The organism is Mucilaginibacter sp. UYCu711 (genome assembly GCF_050433825.1).
Taxonomy (GTDB): domain Bacteria; phylum Bacteroidota; class Bacteroidia; order Sphingobacteriales; family Sphingobacteriaceae; genus Mucilaginibacter.
The window spans coordinates 163,563-183,869 of the sequence record NZ_JBNPWM010000008.1; the positions used below are offsets into that span (position 1 = coordinate 163,563).

General features: G+C 44.1%; 17 protein-coding genes. 6 read left to right on the forward strand and 11 right to left on the reverse strand.

Annotated elements, in window-relative coordinates; translation table 11 throughout:
* Nucleotides 1-112 precede the first annotated feature (112 nt).
* From ABIB50_RS17825 to ABIB50_RS17840, 4 genes are all read right to left on the reverse strand, one after another.
* The gene (locus ABIB50_RS17825; protein WP_429381847.1) at nucleotides 113-1,375 is read right to left on the reverse strand and encodes a glucose-1-phosphate adenylyltransferase; all 1,263 of its coding nucleotides are present in this window, start codon (nucleotides 1,373-1,375) and stop codon (nucleotides 113-115) included.
* Nucleotides 1,372-2,799 carry a glycogen synthase gene (locus ABIB50_RS17830; RefSeq protein ID WP_429381849.1) on the reverse strand — a complete coding sequence of 476 codons (1,428 nt, stop codon included), beginning with the start codon at nucleotides 2,797-2,799 and terminating at the stop codon, nucleotides 1,372-1,374. Before ABIB50_RS17830 ends, ABIB50_RS17825 begins: the two co-directional genes overlap by 4 nt.
* A 548-nt stretch (nucleotides 2,800-3,347) precedes the next feature.
* On the reverse strand, nucleotides 3,348-6,167 hold the full coding sequence (gene polA / locus ABIB50_RS17835; RefSeq protein WP_429381851.1) for a DNA polymerase I: 2,820 nt from the start codon (nucleotides 6,165-6,167) through the stop codon (nucleotides 3,348-3,350).
* Nucleotides 6,168-6,274: 107 nt separating this feature from the next.
* Nucleotides 6,275-6,829: a DNA-3-methyladenine glycosylase I gene (locus tag ABIB50_RS17840; protein ID WP_429381853.1), complete on the reverse strand. Its 555-nt coding sequence runs from the start codon at nucleotides 6,827-6,829 to the stop codon at nucleotides 6,275-6,277.
* A 99-nt stretch (nucleotides 6,830-6,928) separates the two neighbouring features.
* Here ABIB50_RS17840 and ABIB50_RS17845 point away from each other — a divergent pair, with 99 nt between their 5' ends.
* From ABIB50_RS17845 to hisS, 3 genes are all read left to right on the forward strand, one after another.
* Nucleotides 6,929-7,306: a VOC family protein gene (locus tag ABIB50_RS17845; protein WP_429381855.1), complete on the forward strand. Its 378-nt coding sequence runs from the start codon at nucleotides 6,929-6,931 to the stop codon at nucleotides 7,304-7,306.
* A gap of 2 nt (nucleotides 7,307-7,308) precedes the next feature.
* The gene (locus tag ABIB50_RS17850; RefSeq protein WP_429381857.1) at nucleotides 7,309-7,599 is read left to right on the forward strand and encodes a VOC family protein; all 291 of its coding nucleotides are present in this window, start codon (nucleotides 7,309-7,311) and stop codon (nucleotides 7,597-7,599) included.
* A 166-nt stretch (nucleotides 7,600-7,765) separates the two neighbouring features.
* On the forward strand, nucleotides 7,766-9,145 hold the full coding sequence (hisS, locus tag ABIB50_RS17855; protein WP_429381859.1) for a histidine--tRNA ligase: 1,380 nt from the start codon (nucleotides 7,766-7,768) through the stop codon (nucleotides 9,143-9,145).
* A gap of 96 nt (nucleotides 9,146-9,241) precedes the next feature.
* Here the strand turns inward: hisS and ABIB50_RS17860 are convergent, their stop codons facing one another.
* The 3 genes from ABIB50_RS17860 to ABIB50_RS17870 form a co-directional block, all read right to left on the reverse strand.
* Complete coding sequence (locus tag ABIB50_RS17860; protein ID WP_429381861.1) at nucleotides 9,242-10,444, reverse strand: DUF1501 domain-containing protein; 1,203 nt, start codon at nucleotides 10,442-10,444, stop codon at nucleotides 9,242-9,244.
* A gap of 108 nt (nucleotides 10,445-10,552) precedes the next feature.
* The gene (locus tag ABIB50_RS17865) at nucleotides 10,553-11,941 is read right to left on the reverse strand and encodes a DUF1800 domain-containing protein (protein ID WP_429381863.1); all 1,389 of its coding nucleotides are present in this window, start codon (nucleotides 11,939-11,941) and stop codon (nucleotides 10,553-10,555) included.
* 9 nt (nucleotides 11,942-11,950) lie between these two features.
* Nucleotides 11,951-13,330: a DUF1800 domain-containing protein gene (locus tag ABIB50_RS17870; RefSeq protein ID WP_429381865.1), complete on the reverse strand. Its 1,380-nt coding sequence runs from the start codon at nucleotides 13,328-13,330 to the stop codon at nucleotides 11,951-11,953.
* Nucleotides 13,331-13,423: 93 nt separating this feature from the next.
* Between ABIB50_RS17870 and aat the strand changes: the two genes are divergently transcribed.
* The 3 genes from aat (at nucleotide 13,424) to ABIB50_RS17885 (ending at nucleotide 15,843) form a co-directional block, all read left to right on the forward strand.
* The gene (aat, locus tag ABIB50_RS17875) at nucleotides 13,424-14,050 is read left to right on the forward strand and encodes a leucyl/phenylalanyl-tRNA--protein transferase (protein ID WP_429381867.1); all 627 of its coding nucleotides are present in this window, start codon (nucleotides 13,424-13,426) and stop codon (nucleotides 14,048-14,050) included.
* 112 nt (nucleotides 14,051-14,162) lie between these two features.
* Nucleotides 14,163-14,741, forward strand: a complete 579-nt coding sequence (ruvC, locus tag ABIB50_RS17880) for a crossover junction endodeoxyribonuclease RuvC (protein WP_429381869.1) — start codon at nucleotides 14,163-14,165, stop codon at nucleotides 14,739-14,741.
* Between the two features lie 181 nt (nucleotides 14,742-14,922).
* Complete coding sequence (locus ABIB50_RS17885; protein ID WP_429381871.1) at nucleotides 14,923-15,843, forward strand: nucleotidyltransferase domain-containing protein; 921 nt, start codon at nucleotides 14,923-14,925, stop codon at nucleotides 15,841-15,843.
* 346 nt (nucleotides 15,844-16,189) lie between these two features.
* Here the strand turns inward: ABIB50_RS17885 and ABIB50_RS17890 are convergent, their stop codons facing one another.
* From ABIB50_RS17890 to ABIB50_RS17905, 4 genes are read right to left on the reverse strand one after another with little or no spacing between them, the layout of a single operon-like run.
* Nucleotides 16,190-17,011, reverse strand: coding sequence for a class I SAM-dependent methyltransferase (locus ABIB50_RS17890; protein ID WP_429381873.1), 822 nt, complete (start codon nucleotides 17,009-17,011; stop codon nucleotides 16,190-16,192).
* Entirely contained in the window at nucleotides 17,011-18,474 is a 1,464-nt protein-coding gene (locus tag ABIB50_RS17895; RefSeq protein ID WP_429381875.1) for a B12-binding domain-containing radical SAM protein, read from the reverse strand. Before ABIB50_RS17895 ends, ABIB50_RS17890 begins: the two co-directional genes overlap by 1 nt.
* A 3-nt stretch (nucleotides 18,475-18,477) precedes the next feature.
* On the reverse strand, nucleotides 18,478-19,518 hold the full coding sequence (locus ABIB50_RS17900) for a radical SAM protein (RefSeq protein WP_429381877.1): 1,041 nt from the start codon (nucleotides 19,516-19,518) through the stop codon (nucleotides 18,478-18,480).
* A 6-nt stretch (nucleotides 19,519-19,524) separates the two neighbouring features.
* On the reverse strand, nucleotides 19,525-20,259 hold the full coding sequence (locus ABIB50_RS17905) for a class I SAM-dependent methyltransferase (protein ID WP_429381879.1): 735 nt from the start codon (nucleotides 20,257-20,259) through the stop codon (nucleotides 19,525-19,527).
* Nucleotides 20,260-20,307: the final 48 nt, after the last annotated feature.

Sequence of the window (20,307 nt, forward strand, 5' to 3'; positions counted from 1 at the left end):
GGCATACCGGAAGCATCTGTTTATATTTAATAAAGTAAAATAGCTCAGAATAAAGAAGAGCCCCGAAATATCCGGGGCTCTTCTTTTTAAATCTATTTAATATTAAACGGAATTAAATAACCGTTCCGTTAAGTATAACCGCACGCTTTTTAACCACCACAATTCCATCCTGTACGGTATGGGTTGGGTAATCGCCGTTTGGTAGCGGGTCGCCGCAGTTAATGCATACATCATTACCTATATAAGTATTTTTGTCGATAATAGCATTTTTTATCTGGCAGCGGTCGCCAATACCCATTATAGGCTGTTCGTTTTCCTGGCATTCCTGTATCTGCTCCAAAGTTTGATAGTTATCGCTACCCATTATATAACAATTCTCTATAGTGGTGTCAAAACCTATCCGGGTACGGATACCCACAACCGAGCGAATAACATGGCTGGCATTAATGATACAACCATCGGCAACAATGGCTTTTTCCATGTGCGTGCCCGAGATCTTTGAAGGCGGCAACATGCGCGCACGGGTGAAGATATAGTTTTTATCAAACAGGTTAAACTGCGGGATATCGTCGGTTAAACCTAAGTTGGCATCAAAGAACGACGGGATGGTACCAATATCAGTCCAATAACCTTCGTACTGGTAGCTTAATACCTTGTGTTTATCAATTGCTTGCGGGATGATCTCTTTACCAAAATCCGTGTTTTCATTGCCCTGCAATAGTTTATACAGCAGCTTACGATTAAATATGTAAATACCCATTGATGCGAGATAGATGCGGCCCTGCGCTTCCATCTCCGGGCTGACCTCTGATACCAACTGATCAAATCCACTCTTAGGTTTTTCAACAAATGCCGTAACCAGGCTATCAGCGTCAGTGTGCAGGATCCCAAAACCGGGTACATCATTAACGTGTACCGGTATGGTGGCTATGGATATATCCGCTTGCGCTGCGATGTGTTTATTCACCATATCCTCAAAGTCCATCTGGTACAATTGATCGCCCGACAGGATCAATACATAATCAAACTCATGTACCGATAAATGATGCAAGCTTTGGCGCACCGCATCGGCAGTACCCTGGAACCAGTGCCCGCTTGTCGGCGTTTGCTCCGCAGCTAAAATATCAACAAAAGCCTCGCTAAAACTGCTAAAGTGATACGTGTTTTTAATGTGTTTGTTTAACGACGCTGAGTTAAACTGTGTTAAAACATAAATACGTGTAATACCCGAATGCAAGCAATTGGAGATTGGGATATCAACCAAACGGTATTTGCCGGCGATTGGCACAGCCGGTTTGGAGCGTGTTGCGGTAAGCGGATACAAACGACTTCCCTGGCCACCGCCAAGAACAATGCAAATTACTTTTGAGGTCATATTGTTGTGGTATTTAAGCTTTGATATAGTTCCATATATTGTTTTGCCGATACATCCCACGAGAAATCAAGGGCCATCATGCGCTTGCGTAAGGTTTGTAAGGTTTTATTGTCATCAAAAAGCACTATTGCCCTGCTTACTGCATAGCAAATATCTTCCACACTGGTATTTAAATAGCTTATGCCGTAGCCGCCTTTGTCGCCAAAGTCAATAACGGTATCCTTTAATCCGCCGGTGCTGCGTACCATAGGCATGGTGCCATAACGTAACGAGTATAGTTGGTTCAATCCGCATGGCTCAACACGGCTTGGCATCAGCAAAAAGTCCGATCCTGCATAAAACAGGTGCGCCAACTCTTCATTATAGCCTATATATACATTACAATCAGCCGGGAATTTCTCCTTCAGTTCCTGCAGATCCATTTCTGTCTGCGGGTCGCCGGCACCCAGTATCAGGAAGTTAACTTTGCCTGTATAATCGGCCAGGCTGGTTTCAATAGCCTCGGCCAGCAGGTCGGCACCTTTCTCGCCTACTAACCTACCAATAAATGAGATTAAAGCCTGTGTGGGGTCGAGGTTAAAACGGGTACACAAGGCCTCCTTATTTTTTTGTTTGCCTGCGGCGACCTTGGCAGCAGTAAATCGCTCGGCTATCATCGGGTCAGTCGCCGGGTTCCATACTTCGGTATCAATACCGTTAATGATGCCCAGGCCCTTCGCGCGTTCTAAAAAGAACAAAAATTCCAACCCGTTAGAATTAGTAGTAAGTTCCTCTAAATAACTCGGCGATACGGTAGTATATCTGGAGGCGCACCGCACCGCAGATGCCAGCGGATTAATTCCGCCGCTCCAATCTAATAACCCCGTTTTGGTCAGGTCTATCTCTGGCAGGTATGATAATTTATCCCAGCCAAACGCACCATGATACTGGCCGTTATGGATGGTAAATACCGTAGGCGTTTTAGACAGCCGGGTATATAGTTTTGAATATTGCAGTAAAAATGGCACCAGGCCCGAGTGGTGATCATGGCAATGGATTATATCGGGCGATTGCTGCGAGTAGCTTATCCAGTCTAAAAACGCTATCTGGAAAGCAATGAACTGCTCGGTCTCATCCGGGTAGCTGTAAATGTTTTCGCGGTCTATCAGGCCGGGGATCTTTACCAGGTAAAGTTCGAAGCCCAGTTTATTGGTTTTTTCTTTTAGTATCTCAAAATATAGCCTGCGGATCCCCAACAGCGTAGCACCCTGGAAAACGGTTTCAAATTCGTTTTCGCGGGTAAACTTGCGGTCGTAAAAAGGCATTACTACCGCGGCGTTATGCCCTGCCAGCGTTTGATATTTTGGCAATGCGCCAACAACATCGGCCAGGCCGCCAACTTTGGCAACAGGGTAACACTCGGCGCTAAGATGAAAAATTCTCATTGGTTTATATACTGCGATTAAGGTACTAAACATTATCGCAAATAAACAAACACATAATTTGAAAAATGTGTTTTTAACGGTGTAAATATTTAACCGCAATACTGCTTTGTTTGCGATTTTGGCAATTTTAGCCATTTGGAGCTATTGAAAATTTCGATTTTTGCAATAACGGAAAGAATATTATTAGGTGATAGATTAGGAAATGAATTCCGCAATCACTTGATTATAAAAAACAAACGATGAAAACACAGCAAATAATGCTGACTTATAAGTTGTTTCGGCTTCGTTTCAAAAAGCCTGTTTTATGTCGCTAAAATTGGCGGGTTTTCAATGGGCTGATTATCAAATTACAACAGCATATATACGCTTATAAAATCTGACTTAAAAGTTGTTTCATTTTGTTTCATCAACTTTTTATAAAAATCTATATTTCAATCAGTTAGGTCAAAATCTTGTTTCACTTGTTTCATTTGGTTCACATTTTCGTGAAACAAGCAACGCAATATCTATAAGCTGCCTGTGAAGAAGACACAGGCAGCGGGGTACGATTAATGTGCCTCCAACCAATTCAAACCTGTACCAATTTCCACAATAATGGGTACTGTGGTTTTGATGGCGGTTTTCATGTTATGCATGATGATAGGCTTTACAATCTCTATCTCGTGGATGGGTACATCAAACACCAACTCATCATGTACCTGCATGGTCATGCGGGTATCCAGTTTTTGCTCTTTTAATTCGCGGTGAATGTTGATCATGGCGATCTTGATCATATCAGCCGCCGAGCCCTGGATTGGCGCGTTAATCGCATTTCGCTCGGCAAAGCCGCGCACGGTTTGGTTGGCCGAATTGATATCGCGCAGATAACGCCTGCGGCCCATTAGCGTAGTTACATAACCGTTCTCACGGGCGAAGTTCATGGTATCAGCCATATACTGTTTAATACCGGGGAACTGGGCGAAATAGTTCTCAATGATCTCGGCAGCCTCTTTACGCGGAATACCCAGGCTCTGCGACAACCCAAAAGCCGACTGCCCGTAAATTATCCCAAAGTTTACCGCTTTAGCATTACGGCGCTGGGTACCGTCCACATCGGCAACCGCTACCCCATACACATTGGCCGCGGTGGCGGTATGGATATCAATACCTTTCACAAATGCATCCATCATGGCAGCGTCCTTGCTTATTTCGGCAATGATGCGCAGCTCAATTTGCGAGTAATCCGCAGATACAATCACGTGGTCTTTATCCCTCGGGATAAAAGCCTTACGCACCTCGCGGCCCCGCTCGGTACGGATTGGGATATTTTGCAGGTTAGGGTTGGTCGAGCTTAACCTACCGGTAGCTGCTACCGCCTGGTTATAGCTGGTATGCACACGGCCGGTTTTTTGGTTCACCATTGTTGGCAACGCATCAACATAAGTCGACTTTAATTTTTGAAGCTGACGATAATCTAAAATATCCCGAACGATATCACTTTTATTGGCCAGGCCCAGCAACACATCCTCGCCGGTTTGGTACTGGCCGGTCTTGGTTTTCTTGGCTTTGGGGTCAAGCATTAGCTTCTCAAACAATACCTCGCCCAATTGCTTTGGCGAAGCGATGTTAAAGCGAACGCCTGCTTTTTCATAAACCGTTTTTTCCAGCACAGCGATATCGGTTTCCAGTTCTTTGGAAAACTCCTTTAACGTATCGTGATCAATTTTAACACCTTCGTGCTCAATATCTGCCAATACATATATTAATGGGTTCTCAATTTTATGCAGCAGGTCGTTGGCGCCAACTGATATTATCTTTGGCTCAAAAACCTCTTTTAATTGCAGGGTGATGTCGGCATCTTCGGCAGCGTATTCTTTGATCTTTTCAATCTCTACATCGCGCATACTGCCCTGGTTCTTGCCTTTGGGGCCAATCAACTCGGTGATGGATACTGGTTTATAGCCCAGGTAATTTTCGCTCAGCACATCCATGCCATGGCGGGTGTCGGGGTCGATGATGTAATGCGCCATCATGGTATCAAACAGGTCGCCGCATATTTGCACGCCATACCACTTTAGCATCAGTATATCATATTTTAAATTCTGACCTATTTTGCCAATGGCAGGGTCTTCCAGAACATCTTTAAACTCATCAACGATAAACTGCACTTCTTTTTGATCCACAGGAACCGGCACATACCACCCCTCGAAAGCTTTAATAGCAAACGACAAGCCAACCAGCTCGCAGTTATTAGCATCTGTACCGGTAGTTTCGGTATCAAAGCAAAAGCTTTTTTGTTGTTTTAGCAGGGCGATAAGTTCAGCGCGCTTTTCTTTAGTATCAGCCAGGTGGTATTGATGCGGAACGTTATTTATATTCTTTGACGCGGCTACAGTTTCAGGCGATGATCCGATATCCTGGATATCCACCGTCATGGTGGTGCGGCCTTCGGCAACAGGCGAGCCAAACATATCTATTTGTGTACCTGCTGATACAGCCTTTATTTCGGTAATGCTAAAATCGTCGCCAAAAACACGGCGGCCCAGCGTTCTAAATTCCAGCTCGGCAAAAAGTGGCTCTAACAGCTCTTTGCTGGGGTCGCACATTTCCAGCCCGGCCTCATCCAGCTCCACCGGGGAGTTAAGGTTGATCGTCGCCAGTTTTTTCGACATTAAACCCTGCTCGGCAAAGGTCTCTACATTTTCTTTGAGTTTACCCTTAAGCTCATGGCTATGGGCAATTATTTCTTCTACCGATCCGTATTGTTTGATCAATAGTTTGGCTGTTTTTTCACCCACACCCGGTATACCCGGTATGCCATCTACAGCATCGCCCCATAAACCTAAAATATCTATTACCTGTTCAGGGCGCTCAATTTCCCATTTGGCAAGCACTTCGGGTACACCCAAAATCTCCATATCATTACCCATGCGGGCAGGTTTGTAAATGAAGATATTATCAGACACCAACTGTGCGAAATCCTTATCAGGCGTCATGCAATAAACTTTGTAGCCTTTTTGCTCGGCTTTTTTAGCCAGGGTGCCGATGATGTCATCAGCCTCGTAACCATCCGATGTAATAACCGGGATATTAAATCCCAATATCAGCTTAAAAATATAAGGCAGCGCTGCCGACAGATCTTCAGGCATGGTTTCGCGATGGGCTTTATATGCCGCGAAATCGGTATGGCGTTCGGTTGGCGCGTCGGTATCAAATACCACGGCCATATGGGTTGGCTTTTCCTTCTTCAATACATCCAGCAAAGTATTGGTAAAACCCATTACAGCCGATGTATTAAAACCACCAGATGTAAACCGTGGGGTTTTACTTAATGCAAAATGCGCCCGGTATATCAGGGCCATACCATCTAAAAGGAAAAGCTTTTTCATTGTTTACTGAGATTGCATCGATGGTTTTGATTTCACCGATCTTTCAAAAATACAATTTATGTTCACCGATTAATAAAATCTGTGAAATCAATAATAAATCAGGAAAATCATTTAAACGCACACGCCGGCACATGATCATTCACCATACCTGTTGCCTGCATAAAGGCATAACAAATAACACTGCCAAAAAAGGTGAAGCCCCGTTTTTTCATGTCCTTACTTATGGCGTCGGATATTTCGGTAGTAACCGGCGTACTGCCGGTGGTGTTATTTATGGGCTTGCCATCAGGCATAAAACTGTACAAATATTTATCAAACGATCCGAACTCTTTTTGCACTCCTAAAAACAAATTGGCGCATTTAATAGCGGCATTTATTTTTAAGCGGTTGCGAATAATGCCCGCATCCTGCATTAGCCGCTCCACATCTTCATTATTAAAGGCGGCAACTTGGTGTACATCAAAATTGGCAAAAGCTTTACGGTAGCCTTCGCGCCGCTTTAAAATAGTGATCCAGCTTAACCCTGCCTGTGCCGATTCAAGGATCAAAAACTCAAAAAATATTATATCGTCGTGCGTGGTTTTACCCCATTCTTTGTCATGATATTCCATGTATAAGGGGTCGTTGCCACACCAGGAGCAGCGTTTTAATTCGGTTGTCATATTTGTTTTCTATTAGCCGGAGTAATAAATTTTAATTCTATAAAGTTATGAAATCCGTTATCTTTATCGGGTCATTTATACGTAACAAACCGCCGCAAAATGGAAAGTTTATCACCAAATATTTTCACCAACGACATTAAAAACACAGTCGCCTTTTATCAATTACTTGGCTTCAATATCACTATGTCGGTTCCCGAAGAGGGCGACGACATGGTTTGGGCTATGATGGTAAATGGCACCGTAACCCTGATGCTGCAAACTTTTGAGAGCCTGGCCGACGAGTTGCCTGAGATCTCAAGAAATCCGGGCGGATCATTATTGCTATACATTAATGTTCCCGCCATCCGTGACTTTTTTGAGGAGATAAAAGATTTAGTCCCTGTATTAAAAGGATTGGAAACTACCTTTTACGGCGCTACCGAATTTTCTATAAAAGATCCTAACGGCTATGTGCTAACTTTTGCCGAACATGAATAAGCATGATAACGTTTAAACGTACCGACCATGTTAATGTCTGCGTCCCAATTGAAAAAATTGAGGAAGCACGTGCGTTTTATGCTGATGTGCTGGGCCTTACTCCCAAACCCCGTCCCGACCATGTTTTTGATACGCCCGGCTATTGGTTCAGTTTGGCTGATATTGAGTTTCATATAGGTGTTGAGCCACCATCTGGCCAGACCTTCAGGCATACGGCTTTTGAGGTTACTGACCTGCCGCCTGCCGCCAACACCTTATCAATAATGGCATCACTATTAAAGAACAACCCTTAATTGAAGGCCGCGAACGCCTGATGTTTGCTGACCCGTTTGGGAATATGATGGAGTTGCTGGAGTATAGCCCCTCCCAACCCTCCCCGGAAGAGAGGGCTTAACAAGCGTTTTAAAAAAAGTCTCCCCTACCGGGGGAGATTAGAGGGGGCTTTCGTACCTTTGCCGCATGGCCGCTATAAAACCATCCGTACCTAAAGGAACCCGCGACTTTTCGCCTGCCGAAATGGTAAAACGCAATTTTATTTTTGATACCATTAAAGGCGTTTTCCGCAAATATGGGTATCAGCAAATAGAAACACCATCGATGGAAAACCTGTCGACCTTAACCGGTAAGTACGGTGACGAGGGTGATAAATTGATGTTTAAGATCTTGAATAGCGGAGATTATCTATCTAAGGTCGACCCGGCAAAACTAGCGAGTGCTAATTCTAACCAGCTTATTTCAGACATTTCAGAAAAAGCTTTACGCTATGACCTAACCGTTCCATTTGCGCGTTACGTTGTTCAGCACCAAAACGAGATCACTTTCCCTTTTAAACGTTTCCAGGTACAGCCGGTATGGCGCGCAGACCGGCCGCAAAAGGGCCGCTACCGCGAGTTCTTTCAATGCGATGCTGATGTTGTGGGCTCCGACTCGCTGTTAAACGAAGCTGAGTTTATACTGATTTATGACGAAGCTTTAAGCAGTTTAGGATTAAAAGATTTCACCATAAAAATCAATAATAGAAAAATTCTATCGGGCATAGCAGAAGTTATAGGAAAAAGTGATAATATAATTGACTTGACTGTAGCCATTGATAAACTGGATAAAATTGGGCTTGATGGCGTTATAAAAGAGTTATTAGAGAAGGGCTTTACGCCCGATGATATTGAAAAACTAAAACCGGTTATCTTGTTGGAAGGCACCAACTTTACCAAGTTGGAAAGCCTTCGCGAAGCATTAGCAGAATCAGTAATTGGCATGATAGGTTGTGATGAAATTGAAGAAGTATTTAATTACATCAATAACTTTAAGCTGCAAAACGCAACCATTGAGTTGGACATTACTCTTGCCCGCGGATTAAACTATTATACCGGCGCAATCTTTGAAGTTAAAACCAACGAGGTCCAAATGGGCAGCATTGGTGGTGGCGGCCGTTATGATGATCTGACAGGAATGTTCGGATTAAAAGGATTAACCGGGGCCGGCATATCTTTCGGTGCCGATCGGATCTATGATGTAATGGAAGAGCTAAATCTTTTCCCGGCAGATGCTAACCAAAGCACCCAGGTACTAATCTGCTGCTTTGATAAGGACGGCGAGCTTTATGCCTTACCGCTGCTGCAGCAATTACGCGAGAACGACATTAACACCGAACTATACCCGGCAGGCGCCAAAATCAAAAAGCAACTGGATTATGCCAACAACAAAAACGTGCCTTACACGGTAGTTATCGGCAGCGACGAAATGCAGAGTGGCTTGCTTACGTTTAAAGATATGACATCCGGCCAGCAGGAAAAGCTGACTGCGAAAGAGATCATTGAGAAATTAACAACTTCCTTATAAAGAGAGTTGTCATTCTGAGCGATAGCGAAGAATCTGCCGAGCGGCGAATGCAAGGTGAATAGATTCTTCGCTATCGCTCAGAATGACAAACCGTTATTATACTCCAATCAAATCCAGCCCCGCAAAGTTCTTATTCAATACAGAAGCATTACTTACATCCAGCCATTTATCTAATAGCGTGGCGTAAATATCCCTGAAGTCTACCTGGTATTTTAAGTCGCCGTTATCCAGTGTGGTCAGATCAGGCGAATCATTAAAGATTCCTTGTTTTTTCAATTTACCACCAAACATAAACACGTTGTTTGCAGTACCGTGGTCTGTACCATTGCTGGCGTTTTGCTCAACCCGGCGGCCAAATTCAGAGAAGGTCATCACCAGCGTATCATCAAGTTTGCCGGTTGCTTTCAGGTCTTTTATAAAAGCTGCAACAGCATCTCCATAAATTTTTAACTGGCGGCCCTGTTGGTTTTGCTGGCCAACATGCGTATCAAATCCGCTTAGCGAAACATAATAAACGCGGGTGTCTAACCCTGAATTAATAAACTTAGACACATTTTTTAACTGGTAACCTAACGCTGTATTTGGGTAGGTAGCCGTTACATTATAGGTCTTTGATGTTTTCTGGATATAATCGGCAGATGAATATGTTTCTATCATGGTTTTGTACAGGTAACCTAAGTTATCCTCGTTTAAATTGGCACCATGATCATGCACCAGGTCCTTAAAGAATGGCTCGCGGGTAGTTTGAAACAATTTATTCGGGTCCTGTACAGCAATACCTTTCATTTTTGTGCCTTTCATTGCAAGCGACAAGGTATCATCTACCTCGATAGCGGTATACGGGTTCTGGCAGGTTTGGCAGTTCGAATCCAGGTAACGGCCTATCCAGCCGGTACTTAAAAACTGGTTGGCATCGCTGCCGGTTTGCCAGATATCCATAGAACGGAAATGCGACCTGTCCGGGTTTGGGTAGCCTACCGAATTGATAATGCTCATCCACCCCTGGTCGTAAATTTCTTTTAATGCAGATAGGTTAGGGTTAAGGCCCTGCATATCGTTAAGCGTAACGATTTCGGGCTTTTGTATAGCTATGGTTTTACGCTTTTGATAATAGATATCGTTGCCGTAAGGGATGACGGTGTTTAAACCATCATTACCGCCGGATAGCTGGATAATAACCAGGTTTTTATGCCCGGTTAAAGCGCCTTTTGCCATGGCTTCTAACGGCTTTAAAAAAGCCGGAACCATAAATGCTCCTGATATTAAGGCCGTGTTCTTTAAAAAATCTCTGCGTTCCATATACTTACTATTTATTGAATTATGGAATTAATGATTTATTGATTCAAAATCTATTAATCCTACAATTCGTAACTCATTAATTCAATAATTTATTAACTCAATAATTGATCAGCAAAGCTGATACTCCGGTGTTGATACGATCTGAATAACTATAGACTTGATATCGCCCGGTTGGTTTACCTCGTCTATTACTGTTTTATTTAAGGATGGCTCCAGCATAAACTGAGCTATCTCCTGGTGTGTTGTTTTTTTGGGGATGTCTTTTAAAAACTTATCCCAATCGGCAGTTGCCTGTACGCGTTTAATAACGTTTAACTGTTGCTTGCGTTGTGCCGCAAGGTAGGCCTCATCCTCGGGCGTTGCCTTACCCACAAAATCAATTACCCCGGCATTTAATATGGTTGATGGGATCTTCATCCTATACATCAGGGATGAACTGTCAATCCACGACCTGCCACCAGGCCAACCGGCCACATTTGGCGGGCGGAATAGCACCTGCCCCAACGCCCGTTGAAACTGCATCAGCACATCAGGGTTTTGGTAGCTGATATAAAACTGCCTGTTTAATCCTACCAAAAACTCGACCGGTGATTTTACCAGGTTGCCTATGTTCTTATCATCATAAAACCAATCAGATAAGAACAGGAATTTTAACAGCGGCGTTATCTCGTAATTGGCTTTGTAAAATACGTCCGCCATTTGTGCTACATGTGTATCATCAGGCACTTCATTAACAAAATAGCGGTACAGCTTGGTGCAGATATAAGTGGCCGTTTGCTTATTTGCTGTAATGATATTCAGGATATCCTCGCCGCAAAAGTTAGCTGTTTGGCCCAGAAATGTCTTGGTACCGGTGTCGTGCGTGTAGTTATTAAATTTATACGTACCATCCTTACCGTTATAGGCCCAGCCGGTGAATGACCGTGCCGACTCCTTGATATCCTGCTCGGTATAATGCCCGCGGCCAAGGGTAAAAAGTTCCATCAACTCGCGCGCAAAGTTTTCGTTAGGGTGATTTTTTTGATTTTGCTGGTTATTTAAAAACTGCAGCATAGCCGGTGTTTGCGACACCTGCAGCAACATGGTTTTAAAGTTGCCCAACGCATTTGCCCGTTCAATGTTATTTAGTTCCTGCTGATAATATGAGTTGCCTACATTGCACGAAAAATGATTATGCCAAAACAGCGTCATCTTCTCGCGCAGCTGTGCTTCGGTATTGCTTAGCTGTTTAACCCATGCATCGTTTAGCGCTTTTTCCTGCTGATTTCTTTCCTGGTTAAGGGCCCTTTTTTCGTCATCGGTCATGGTGTTATAATTCCTTGGCCGCAGATCAATGTTTTCAGTTACAGCATTTATAGGCTCTGTTTTTTCGGACGCCTCGAAAAGTTTTTTTACACTTTTTTTGATCGACCAGTTTTCGCGGTCGTGCAAATCCTCAAACCTGATGCCGAAGCCGGCCCTGGCGTATAAATGTTTTATCTGTTTCGAGTTATTCATAAGTCCCTCCTAACTTAACTGATACTCTGGTGACGATACCAATTCAATTACCAACGCTTTTGTATCTGTCGACTGATCAACGCTTCGCATTAATGCGCTGCTCAGCTTAGGTTCTAACATAAATTGTGCTATACTTGTTTTACTCAGGCCTTTAGGTATTTCCCCTAAAAACTTATCCCAATCGGCTTTAGCTTGCACCCGCGTGTTTACAGCCTCTTTCATTACCCTTGTGGTGGCTAAAAAAGCCTCGTCTTCAGGGTCGGCTTTACCGGCAAAATCAATAACACCGCCGTTTAGCAATGTCGATGGTATTTTTATCCTGAACATCAGCGATGAGCTATCTATCCAGTTCCTTCCCCCGGGCCAGCCTGCTACATTTGGCGGGTAAAACAATACCTGCCCCAATACTTTTTGAAATTGCAATAACACCCCAGGGCGCTGATAAGTAATATTGAACTGCCTGTTTAACCCTATCAGCAATTCAACCGGCGATTTTACCAGGTTGCCAATATTTTTATCCTCATAAAACCAATCGGCAGTAAAAACATACTCCAGCCACGGTTTTATTTCGTAGCCAGATTTATAAAACACATCGGCCATGGCTTCAACATGCGCCTGGTCGGGTATTTCGTTCACTAAATATTTATAGAGTTTGGTGCTCAGGAAACGGGCGGTTTGCTTGTTATCAAAGATGATGTTGATAATATCCTCGCCTTTAAAATTTCCCGTTTTGCCCAGAAAAGTCTTGCGGTCGCTGTCATGTACAAACGGGCGGAACCTGAATTCGCCGCCACGGTCATAACCCCAACCCGTAAATGCGCGTGCCGATTCCTTAACATCCTGCTCGGTATAGTTGCCACGGCCAAGGGTGAAAAGTTCCATTAACTCGCGCGCAAAGTTTTCATTTGGATGGCCCTTTAAGTTTTGCTGATTATTTAAAAATGACAACATAGCCGGCGATTTAGCTATCTCCAGCGTCATTGTCTTAAAATTGCCCAGCGCGTTGCTACGTTGTATGTTGGCCAACTGCTGCACAAAGATGCCCTGCTTAGCGCGGCAAGCAAAATGATTGTTCCAAAACAAAGCCATTTTTTCGCGCAACTGGCCTTTGGCGGTACTCATGTAATCCATCCAGCCCGAGTTAAGATCGCGCTCTTGTTGCCGCATTTGCTGCTGCACCATTTTGCGCGCTGCAGGATCGCCCTTTTTAACCATAGAATAGTCAGCACCGCCCTTTACAATATCAAGCGGCTGGTAATCCGCTGATGCTTTAAACAGGTCCTTTAGCGTTTGTTTAACAGAAGCGCCTTCGGCTGCCTTTAGCTCATCGAAGCTCAGGCCGAAGCCGGCACGCGACGCTAAATGTTTGATTTGCTTTAAATTGGCCATATACTGACAGTGGTTAAAACAGTATGAATGCTAATTTAGTAAATAGTTTAACGGATAGTTCAACTTATTTGGCAAAGACCTAAATTTGTTACAATGATATTCAGGCTTAACGAACACTTATTATTCCCTGACCCTGAACTGGCCGAACCCGATGGCTTACTGGCTGTAGATGGTGATCTGTCAACCGAGCGACTATTATTGGCCTATCAAAAGGGGATCTTCCCATGGTATAGTGATGATACGCCTATTTTATGGTATTCGCCGCATGAGCGGTTTGTGCTCTTCCCGGATGAATTGAAGATCTCGTCAAGTATGAAGCGCGTGTTAAATTCCCTTCGTTTTACAGTAACTTTTGATACTTGCTTTGCAGATGTTATTGAGGAGTGCTCGGTAGTTGAGCGGAAGGATCAGGACGGCACCTGGATAACCGCGGATATGAAAGCGGCTTATATCGCATTACATCACGAAGGGCACGCGCATGCTATCGAGATCTGGCAGGATGATGAACTGGTTGGCGGTATGTACGGCGTAGCTGTTGGTGATGTTTTTTGTGGCGAGAGCATGTTTAGTAAAGTTAGCAACGCTTCAAAAATGGCCGTAATAACGCTTTGCCAAAACGGCAAATACAAACTACTGGATTGCCAGGTGCACAGCGACCATATGGAAACCATGGGTGCCAGGATGATCAGCAGGAAAGAATATATGGCGATGCTTGGGTAATAATGTAATCAGGATGGCTACCTTTACGGGTGTGTACTGTGCCAGGCACAGGTGGCACACCCTGGCACAGTTGGCACACCTGGCACACTCATAAAAAAGAACTTAATCATTAATGCAGCAAGCAATCAACACCAAAGAGCGAATAATTTTAGGCATCGACCCCGGCACAGCCGTTATGGGTTATGGCCTTGTGAAAGAGATAGGTACAAAGATAGAGCTGATAAGCCTTGGTGTGGTGAAGATGGACAAGATAGACGACCACATGCTGAAACTGCAACGCATCTTTGAAAAAACAGTTGCCCTTATTGATAATTACAAACCTGACTGCCTTGCCATTGAAGCGCCTTTTTATGGTAAAAACATACAGGTTATGTTAAAGCTTGGCCGCGCGCAGGGTGTTGCCATGGCTGCCGCGCTCTCGCGCAATGTCGAAGTTACAGAATACGCTCCTCGTAAAATAAAAATGGCCATTACCGGTAATGGTAACGCCGCCAAAGAGCAGGTTGCCGCCATGTTGCAACGCTTGCTTAATTTTACCGAGACACCCGATTTCCTGGATGCTACCGATGGATTGGCTGTAGCGGTTTGCCATTCGTTTCAGAAAGTCAGTACGGCTAAAGGTGGGAGTAAAAAATCCTACTCGGGTTGGGATACTTTTGTGAAGGATAATGTTAAAAGAGTGGTTAAATAACAGCCAAAATTACCCATATATTACCCAAATAGTAGCCAGATGTTAACAGATATTAACCAAATATCGCCTGCTTTTGTAAATCTGATGTTACAATCGTAAAACAGACCTGTTTTATTTACAGCGCGGGCAACCTATTGTTAAGTCACTCCGTCATCATTATAGTAAAAGCAGAACTACTGAAGTGAACGACGCAAAAGAGAACATATTAGCTACCCTGGCCTATTTTGATATTTTCAAATATCCCTTAACCGGCGGCGAGATCTACCTGTTCCTAAAAAACAGGTACAATCAGTTTGACTTTGAGTTGGCATTAAAATACCTGGTTGCCAGCCAGGCCGTTTACCAGTTCGGTAATTTCTATACCCTTAAAAACGATCATTCATTAATAGTAAGGCGCTATAACGGCAATAAAAAAGCTGCCGAGCTGATTAAAGTTGCCGGTAAGGTTGGCGACATGCTGATCAAGTTCCCTTATGTGCGAGGGATAGCAATTTCGGGGTCGCTATCAAAAAACTTTGCCGACGAAAACTCTGATATCGACCTGTTTATTATAACCGCTAAAAACCGGTTATGGATAGCCCGTACCCTAATGCATATCTTTAAAAAGTTAACCTTTTTGGTAAACAAGCAGGACTACTTTTGCATGAACTACTATATTGACGAGGAGCAGTTGGAGATAAAAGAAAAAACCATTTATACGGCTATTGAAGTAGTTACCCTTATCCCCCTGCAGGGCGATACGGTGATAGAGCAGTTTTATGCTGCCAATAGCTGGACCCGTACCTTCCTGCCCAATAAAATTATGCGGCTATCATCGGCTAAGCCGTTAAACCCATCTTTATTTAAAATAGTAATTGAAAAACTGTTTAATAATCCGTTGGGCAATGCTATTGATACCGCGTTAATGAAGATAACCGACGGCCGCTGGAATAAAAAAACCGCGCAAAAAAAGGTAAACTCCAAGGGTGCTGTTATGGCTATGGATACCGGCAAGCATTACGCAAAGCCCGATCCCGGAAATTTCCAGGCCAAACTACTGGCGCAATACGAAAGCAGGATCTCGCAGATATTAGTTGAGCCGCAGAATTTGCTGGCTAATTAGTAGGCGCCGTTGTTCTTTCTGAGCGATAGCGAAGAATCTGCCAACTTTGCAATCGCCGCCCGGCAGATGCTTCGTTCCTCAGCATGACAAGCGTATTTATTACTTTTTTCTAAGTGAAATAATACAATAATCCCCAATAAAACGCCACGGCCAGCTAAACCGGTAACGTTCTTTTTGTCCCCTCAGGGTCTCTCGGAGAGGACCCTGAGGCTGCACATCGCTCCTCAGGGTCCTTTACAAGAGACCCTGAGGGGACAGGAAATTTCTGAGCGATAGCGAAGAATCTGCCAACTTTGCAATCGCCGCCCGGCAGATGCTTCGTTTCTCAGGATGACAAGCATATTTATTACTTTTTTCTCAACGAAATAATATAATAATCCCCAATAAAACGCCACGGCCGGCTAAAGCGGTAACGCTGTTCTAAACCTTTTAACCAGGTATAAGTTTTTGGGTGCTTTTCAGCGAAATATTCTATATAGGACGGCGGCACGATAGTGCATAAACCTTCCACTGATAAAACTTCGCAAGAATCTTTTACTGCATCAATTACATACGACGGATTATAATACCAACAGGTAAAATAAGTACCCTCTACATGCGCCTTTACGCCATTTTTACTGAACCACCTGCGGGTGGCGGTTTTAAATTTCCCCTTAAATAATAAAAGCGATTCCCACAGGCAAAACTTTGGTAAGATAACCAGGGTGGCTACACCATTATCATTTAACAACGCGGGTAATGATCGTAATACTTTATCCAATTCTCCTGTACAATTTAATCCGGCGAAGTTGGAGAAGACCTGGTTAAAAGGCCCTTTATTTCTCAACTCACTTAATTGGGTAAACGAACATAGTTCGGTTGATATTAAGTTACCCAGCCCCTGGTTTGCTGCCTTTTCGCGCAGTTTTTGCTGCATGCCTTCGGCGATGTCGGTAGCGTGAAGTTTATGGCCCAGCGCCGCAAAAAAAGTGGCATCTTCGCCGGTGCCGCTGTTTAACTCTAATATGGTTGAGTTGGGTTTAAGGTATTGCAAAACATGCGCCCGTACCCTGTCGCGTTTATAGCTTACAATAGTATTGTCCGCATAGATGTTATCAAATATTGCCGATTGCGTGGAGAATGCTTTAGCGGCATATTGCTCGTTGACAGGTTTTGCAGCCGCTTCCATTATGCCTTCTCCAGCTGGTTAAGTTTTAACCGTTCTATATAAGTTGCCGGGGTATAATAAAATACCGACAACGCCTTTTTTAAACCCGCGCCGCTAATCCCTAACGGATTTTTAAGCAGCTTAATAAGGCTATTTTTTGCCAGGTGCATGTGATAGTTCTTATGCACATATTTATGTAATTGCTTATAGTAAGTGGGCGGGAAAGTATTGGTAAACATTAGCGCCATCTCGTCAGAATCTGTCCAGTTAGTTTTATTCTTCAGATCGGCTTTTACACGCTCATAAAACACAGTGCCGGGCAATGGGTATGATACCGAGATCCCGATCTCGAACGGCAGCAGCTCATTTATCATTTTTATGGTTTTGGCTATATCGCCCCTATCCTCGCCGGGGTAGCCAAACTGGATAAAGAACGATGGCTTTATCCCGGCCTTTTTCATGGCCCGGGTAGCTATATGGATCTGCGCTATCGTAGTGCCCTTATCCATGGCATCCAGTATTTTTTGCGAGCCACTCTCGGCGCCTATCCAAACGTTTTCGCAACCGGCAGCGGCCAGTGCTGCAACCAGTTCTTCGTCTACCAATAGGTCAGCGCGCGATTGGATCTTAAAGCGGGTACGCAGGTTTTCCTGCTGCATTAGCCGGGCAAACTCCAATACCCAGCCAGGCTTCAATCCAAAAATATCATCACAAAACCAGATATGATCTACCGGGAAACGCTCTTTTAGCATTTTTAATTCGGCTATAACATTTTGCGGGCTGCGCGAATTGTAGCGGTTGCCATAAATTGGCTTGGCGCACCAGTTGCATTTAAACGGGCAGCCCCGCGTGGTACCCATATTGATAGAAAAGTAACCTGCATTTTTTAACCAGCTATCCCGATAAGGTTCTATATCAACCAAATCCCAGGCGGGTAACGGCAGGCTGTCCAGATCCTTTAAAACCGGGCGTGCAACGGTTTTATGAACCTTGCCGTCATTACCGGTATAAGCTAACCCGGGTATAAAAGCCACGTCTGCTTCGCCCAACCTGATATGGTTAGCCAGCTCCAGCAATGTTTGCTCGGCCTCGCCAATTATTACATAGTCGGCACCTTCTTTAAGATATTCTTCATAGCGGTCGGTCGAGTCTGAGCTGGATACAATTACCGTACATCCCCGGGCCTTAGCCATCTTGCACATATTAAATGCTGCCTCGCGCATATTGGTAAGGCACATTTTAGTAAGGTAGTTAAACCCATCATCATACACCACAAAAAAATCGGGGCGTGCTTCATCAAGCACCGGCTCAACTTCTGCCGGGTCGGTTACAAACATGGTATCAAATAACGAAACCTTGTAACCATTTTCGCGCATTAAAGACGCGGCATATAAAGTACCCAGGGGCGCATACGGTTGGCCTATCGACCATTGTTTGGGATCGAACCGTAAAAAATAGGAATGTGTGAAAAGTATATTATTCATATCCTATACTATTGCAAGCGGCGACAGGTGTAAGCTGCATACGCACTTTACGCAAGTGGGGTTAGTGCTCATATCCAGCGTACGCCTGAAATCAGTTGCTGCTTTATTATTTAAGATATCGTCCAGCGAATTATCGCGGATGTTACCTATGGTATCATGAAAAAAACATGGCCGTACGCTGCCGTCGGCCTCAACAACAGTTGATACCCAGGGGGCGTTACACTTTTTGTAGGGGAAAGGGTTTTGCCCGTAAAACGCCGCGTAATAATTATAAATGTCCCAGATCTTAGCGTCAGACTCGGCAATGAAACGCGTGTTTAAATAAGTCGACTGATCCAACACCTGGTAAACTACTTCCTTTAATTCGGGCAGCTCGTGTTCGCTTATTAATATTTCATGCTGTTTAGGTTCGGCCCAGGCGGTTTGGCGGTTAAAGGCATGGCTGCTTATATCCGCAGGTAAAAAGCTTACCTGGTCTATTCCCATATCTTTTGCTGCCGCGATGATAGCCGGCCAGTTCCTGAAGTTTAACCGGTGGATAACAGTACGCGCTGTAATACGATAAGATGGCTTTAAATATTTGATGCACTCAACACCCTCCTTTAGCTTTTTAAACGCGTTAGGGATGTTGCGGATAGCATCATGCATAGCCTCGTCGCCATCTAACGACACTACCATATCATCAACCCATTTTAGTAGCTGATCTGCATTTTGTTTGATGGATAACCCGGTGGTGAGCAGGCTTACTTTGATGTTTTGCTTTTTGAGGATCTCACAAAGCTTAAAGAAATTGGCATTCAGCAAGGCTTCGCCGCCCGACATTACGACCTGTTGGGTGCCCAGCTTTTTTAAAGATGATAACAGGTCGGTAATATCTGCTTCGGTAAGTTGCTTTAGGTTTTTATTATCCTTCCAGATATCGCACATTACACAACGGCAATTGCAGGCACTATGCGGCATCAATATAACCACCGGCAGGGCAGATATACGGTGCGTTTGCAGGGTGCGGTAGCGTTTGTAAGTATGTGCGATAGCCAACAACATGAGTTTTTATTTTTTTATAGCGACCCAATAAAACGGATCTTTTTTAAACAGCCGGTTAAGCCAGGCTGTGGGGTTAAACAACACCCGGTAATCAAACCCCCAAAACTCGCTTATGGAGTGGTGGAAATAATGATCGGCCATTTCGGGGATGCCCATATCTTTATAATAGCTGCGGCACCGCTCGGCAGCCATTGCTGCATCGTCAGGGTCGTAAAAAGGGGTATCTAATATATGGATCTCGCCGCCGCGGTTCAATATCCGCTCTGCTTGCCGCAAAACAGCCACTACCGATGGAAAATATTGCAGCGACGCGGCAAAAACAACAACGTCAAACCTTTCTTTGTCAAACGTATTTTCATTAAAGCTATCGTACACAAACTCCAGGTTTGGCTTTTTAAAAACCCGGTTTGCCTGGTTAATTTCCACCATGTTGATATCCAAACCGGTAACATATGTTTTAGGCAAGCCGGCCATCTTTGCAGACAGCCAGCCGTTACCACAACCAACTTCCAATATTCTTAAAAACTTACGTTTCTTACCCAAATAAGCCAGCAACCTGGCGCTCGAATTTTTTCTCATATCCCACTCGTAAGAGTGGATATAAAAGTCGGGCAGGGTTTGCAGCTGCGCGTCGGTGTAAATTTTTTTTTCGTGCCCTCTTACCGCAAAATAAAGGTCTTCAAAATCCGGCCCCCGGACTTTTGAACGCTTAGTTGCTTTATTTTGAACACTTATATCCAACGGGTTATTTATTTAAACCCCTGTATTTTTGGCTGCCGGCATTTCCAT

Excerpts from the sequence above, each read along its gene's own strand:
- ABIB50_RS17825 (WP_429381847.1), bottom strand. The coding sequence starts at position 1,375 with ATGACCTCAAAAGTAATTTGCATTGTTCTTGGCGGTGGCCAGGGAAGT.
- ABIB50_RS17830 (WP_429381849.1), bottom strand. The coding sequence starts at position 2,799 with ATGAGAATTTTTCATCTTAGCGCCGAGTGTTACCCTGTTGCCAAAGTT.
- polA (WP_429381851.1), bottom strand. The coding sequence starts at position 6,167 with ATGAAAAAGCTTTTCCTTTTAGATGGTATGGCCCTGATATACCGGGCG.
- ABIB50_RS17840 (WP_429381853.1), bottom strand. The coding sequence starts at position 6,829 with ATGACAACCGAATTAAAACGCTGCTCCTGGTGTGGCAACGACCCCTTA.
- ABIB50_RS17845 (WP_429381855.1), top strand. The coding sequence starts at position 6,929 with ATGGAAAGTTTATCACCAAATATTTTCACCAACGACATTAAAAACACA.
- ABIB50_RS17850 (WP_429381857.1), top strand. The coding sequence starts at position 7,309 with ATGATAACGTTTAAACGTACCGACCATGTTAATGTCTGCGTCCCAATT.
- hisS (WP_429381859.1), top strand. The coding sequence starts at position 7,766 with ATGGCCGCTATAAAACCATCCGTACCTAAAGGAACCCGCGACTTTTCG.
- ABIB50_RS17860 (WP_429381861.1), bottom strand. The coding sequence starts at position 10,444 with ATGGAACGCAGAGATTTTTTAAAGAACACGGCCTTAATATCAGGAGCA.
- ABIB50_RS17865 (WP_429381863.1), bottom strand. The coding sequence starts at position 11,941 with ATGAATAACTCGAAACAGATAAAACATTTATACGCCAGGGCCGGCTTC.
- ABIB50_RS17870 (WP_429381865.1), bottom strand. The coding sequence starts at position 13,330 with ATGGCCAATTTAAAGCAAATCAAACATTTAGCGTCGCGTGCCGGCTTC.
- aat (WP_429381867.1), top strand. The coding sequence starts at position 13,424 with ATGATATTCAGGCTTAACGAACACTTATTATTCCCTGACCCTGAACTG.
- ruvC (WP_429381869.1), top strand. The coding sequence starts at position 14,163 with ATGCAGCAAGCAATCAACACCAAAGAGCGAATAATTTTAGGCATCGAC.
- ABIB50_RS17890 (WP_429381873.1), bottom strand. The coding sequence starts at position 17,011 with ATGGAAGCGGCTGCAAAACCTGTCAACGAGCAATATGCCGCTAAAGCA.
- ABIB50_RS17895 (WP_429381875.1), bottom strand. The coding sequence starts at position 18,474 with ATGAATAATATACTTTTCACACATTCCTATTTTTTACGGTTCGATCCC.
- ABIB50_RS17900 (WP_429381877.1), bottom strand. The coding sequence starts at position 19,518 with ATGTTGTTGGCTATCGCACATACTTACAAACGCTACCGCACCCTGCAA.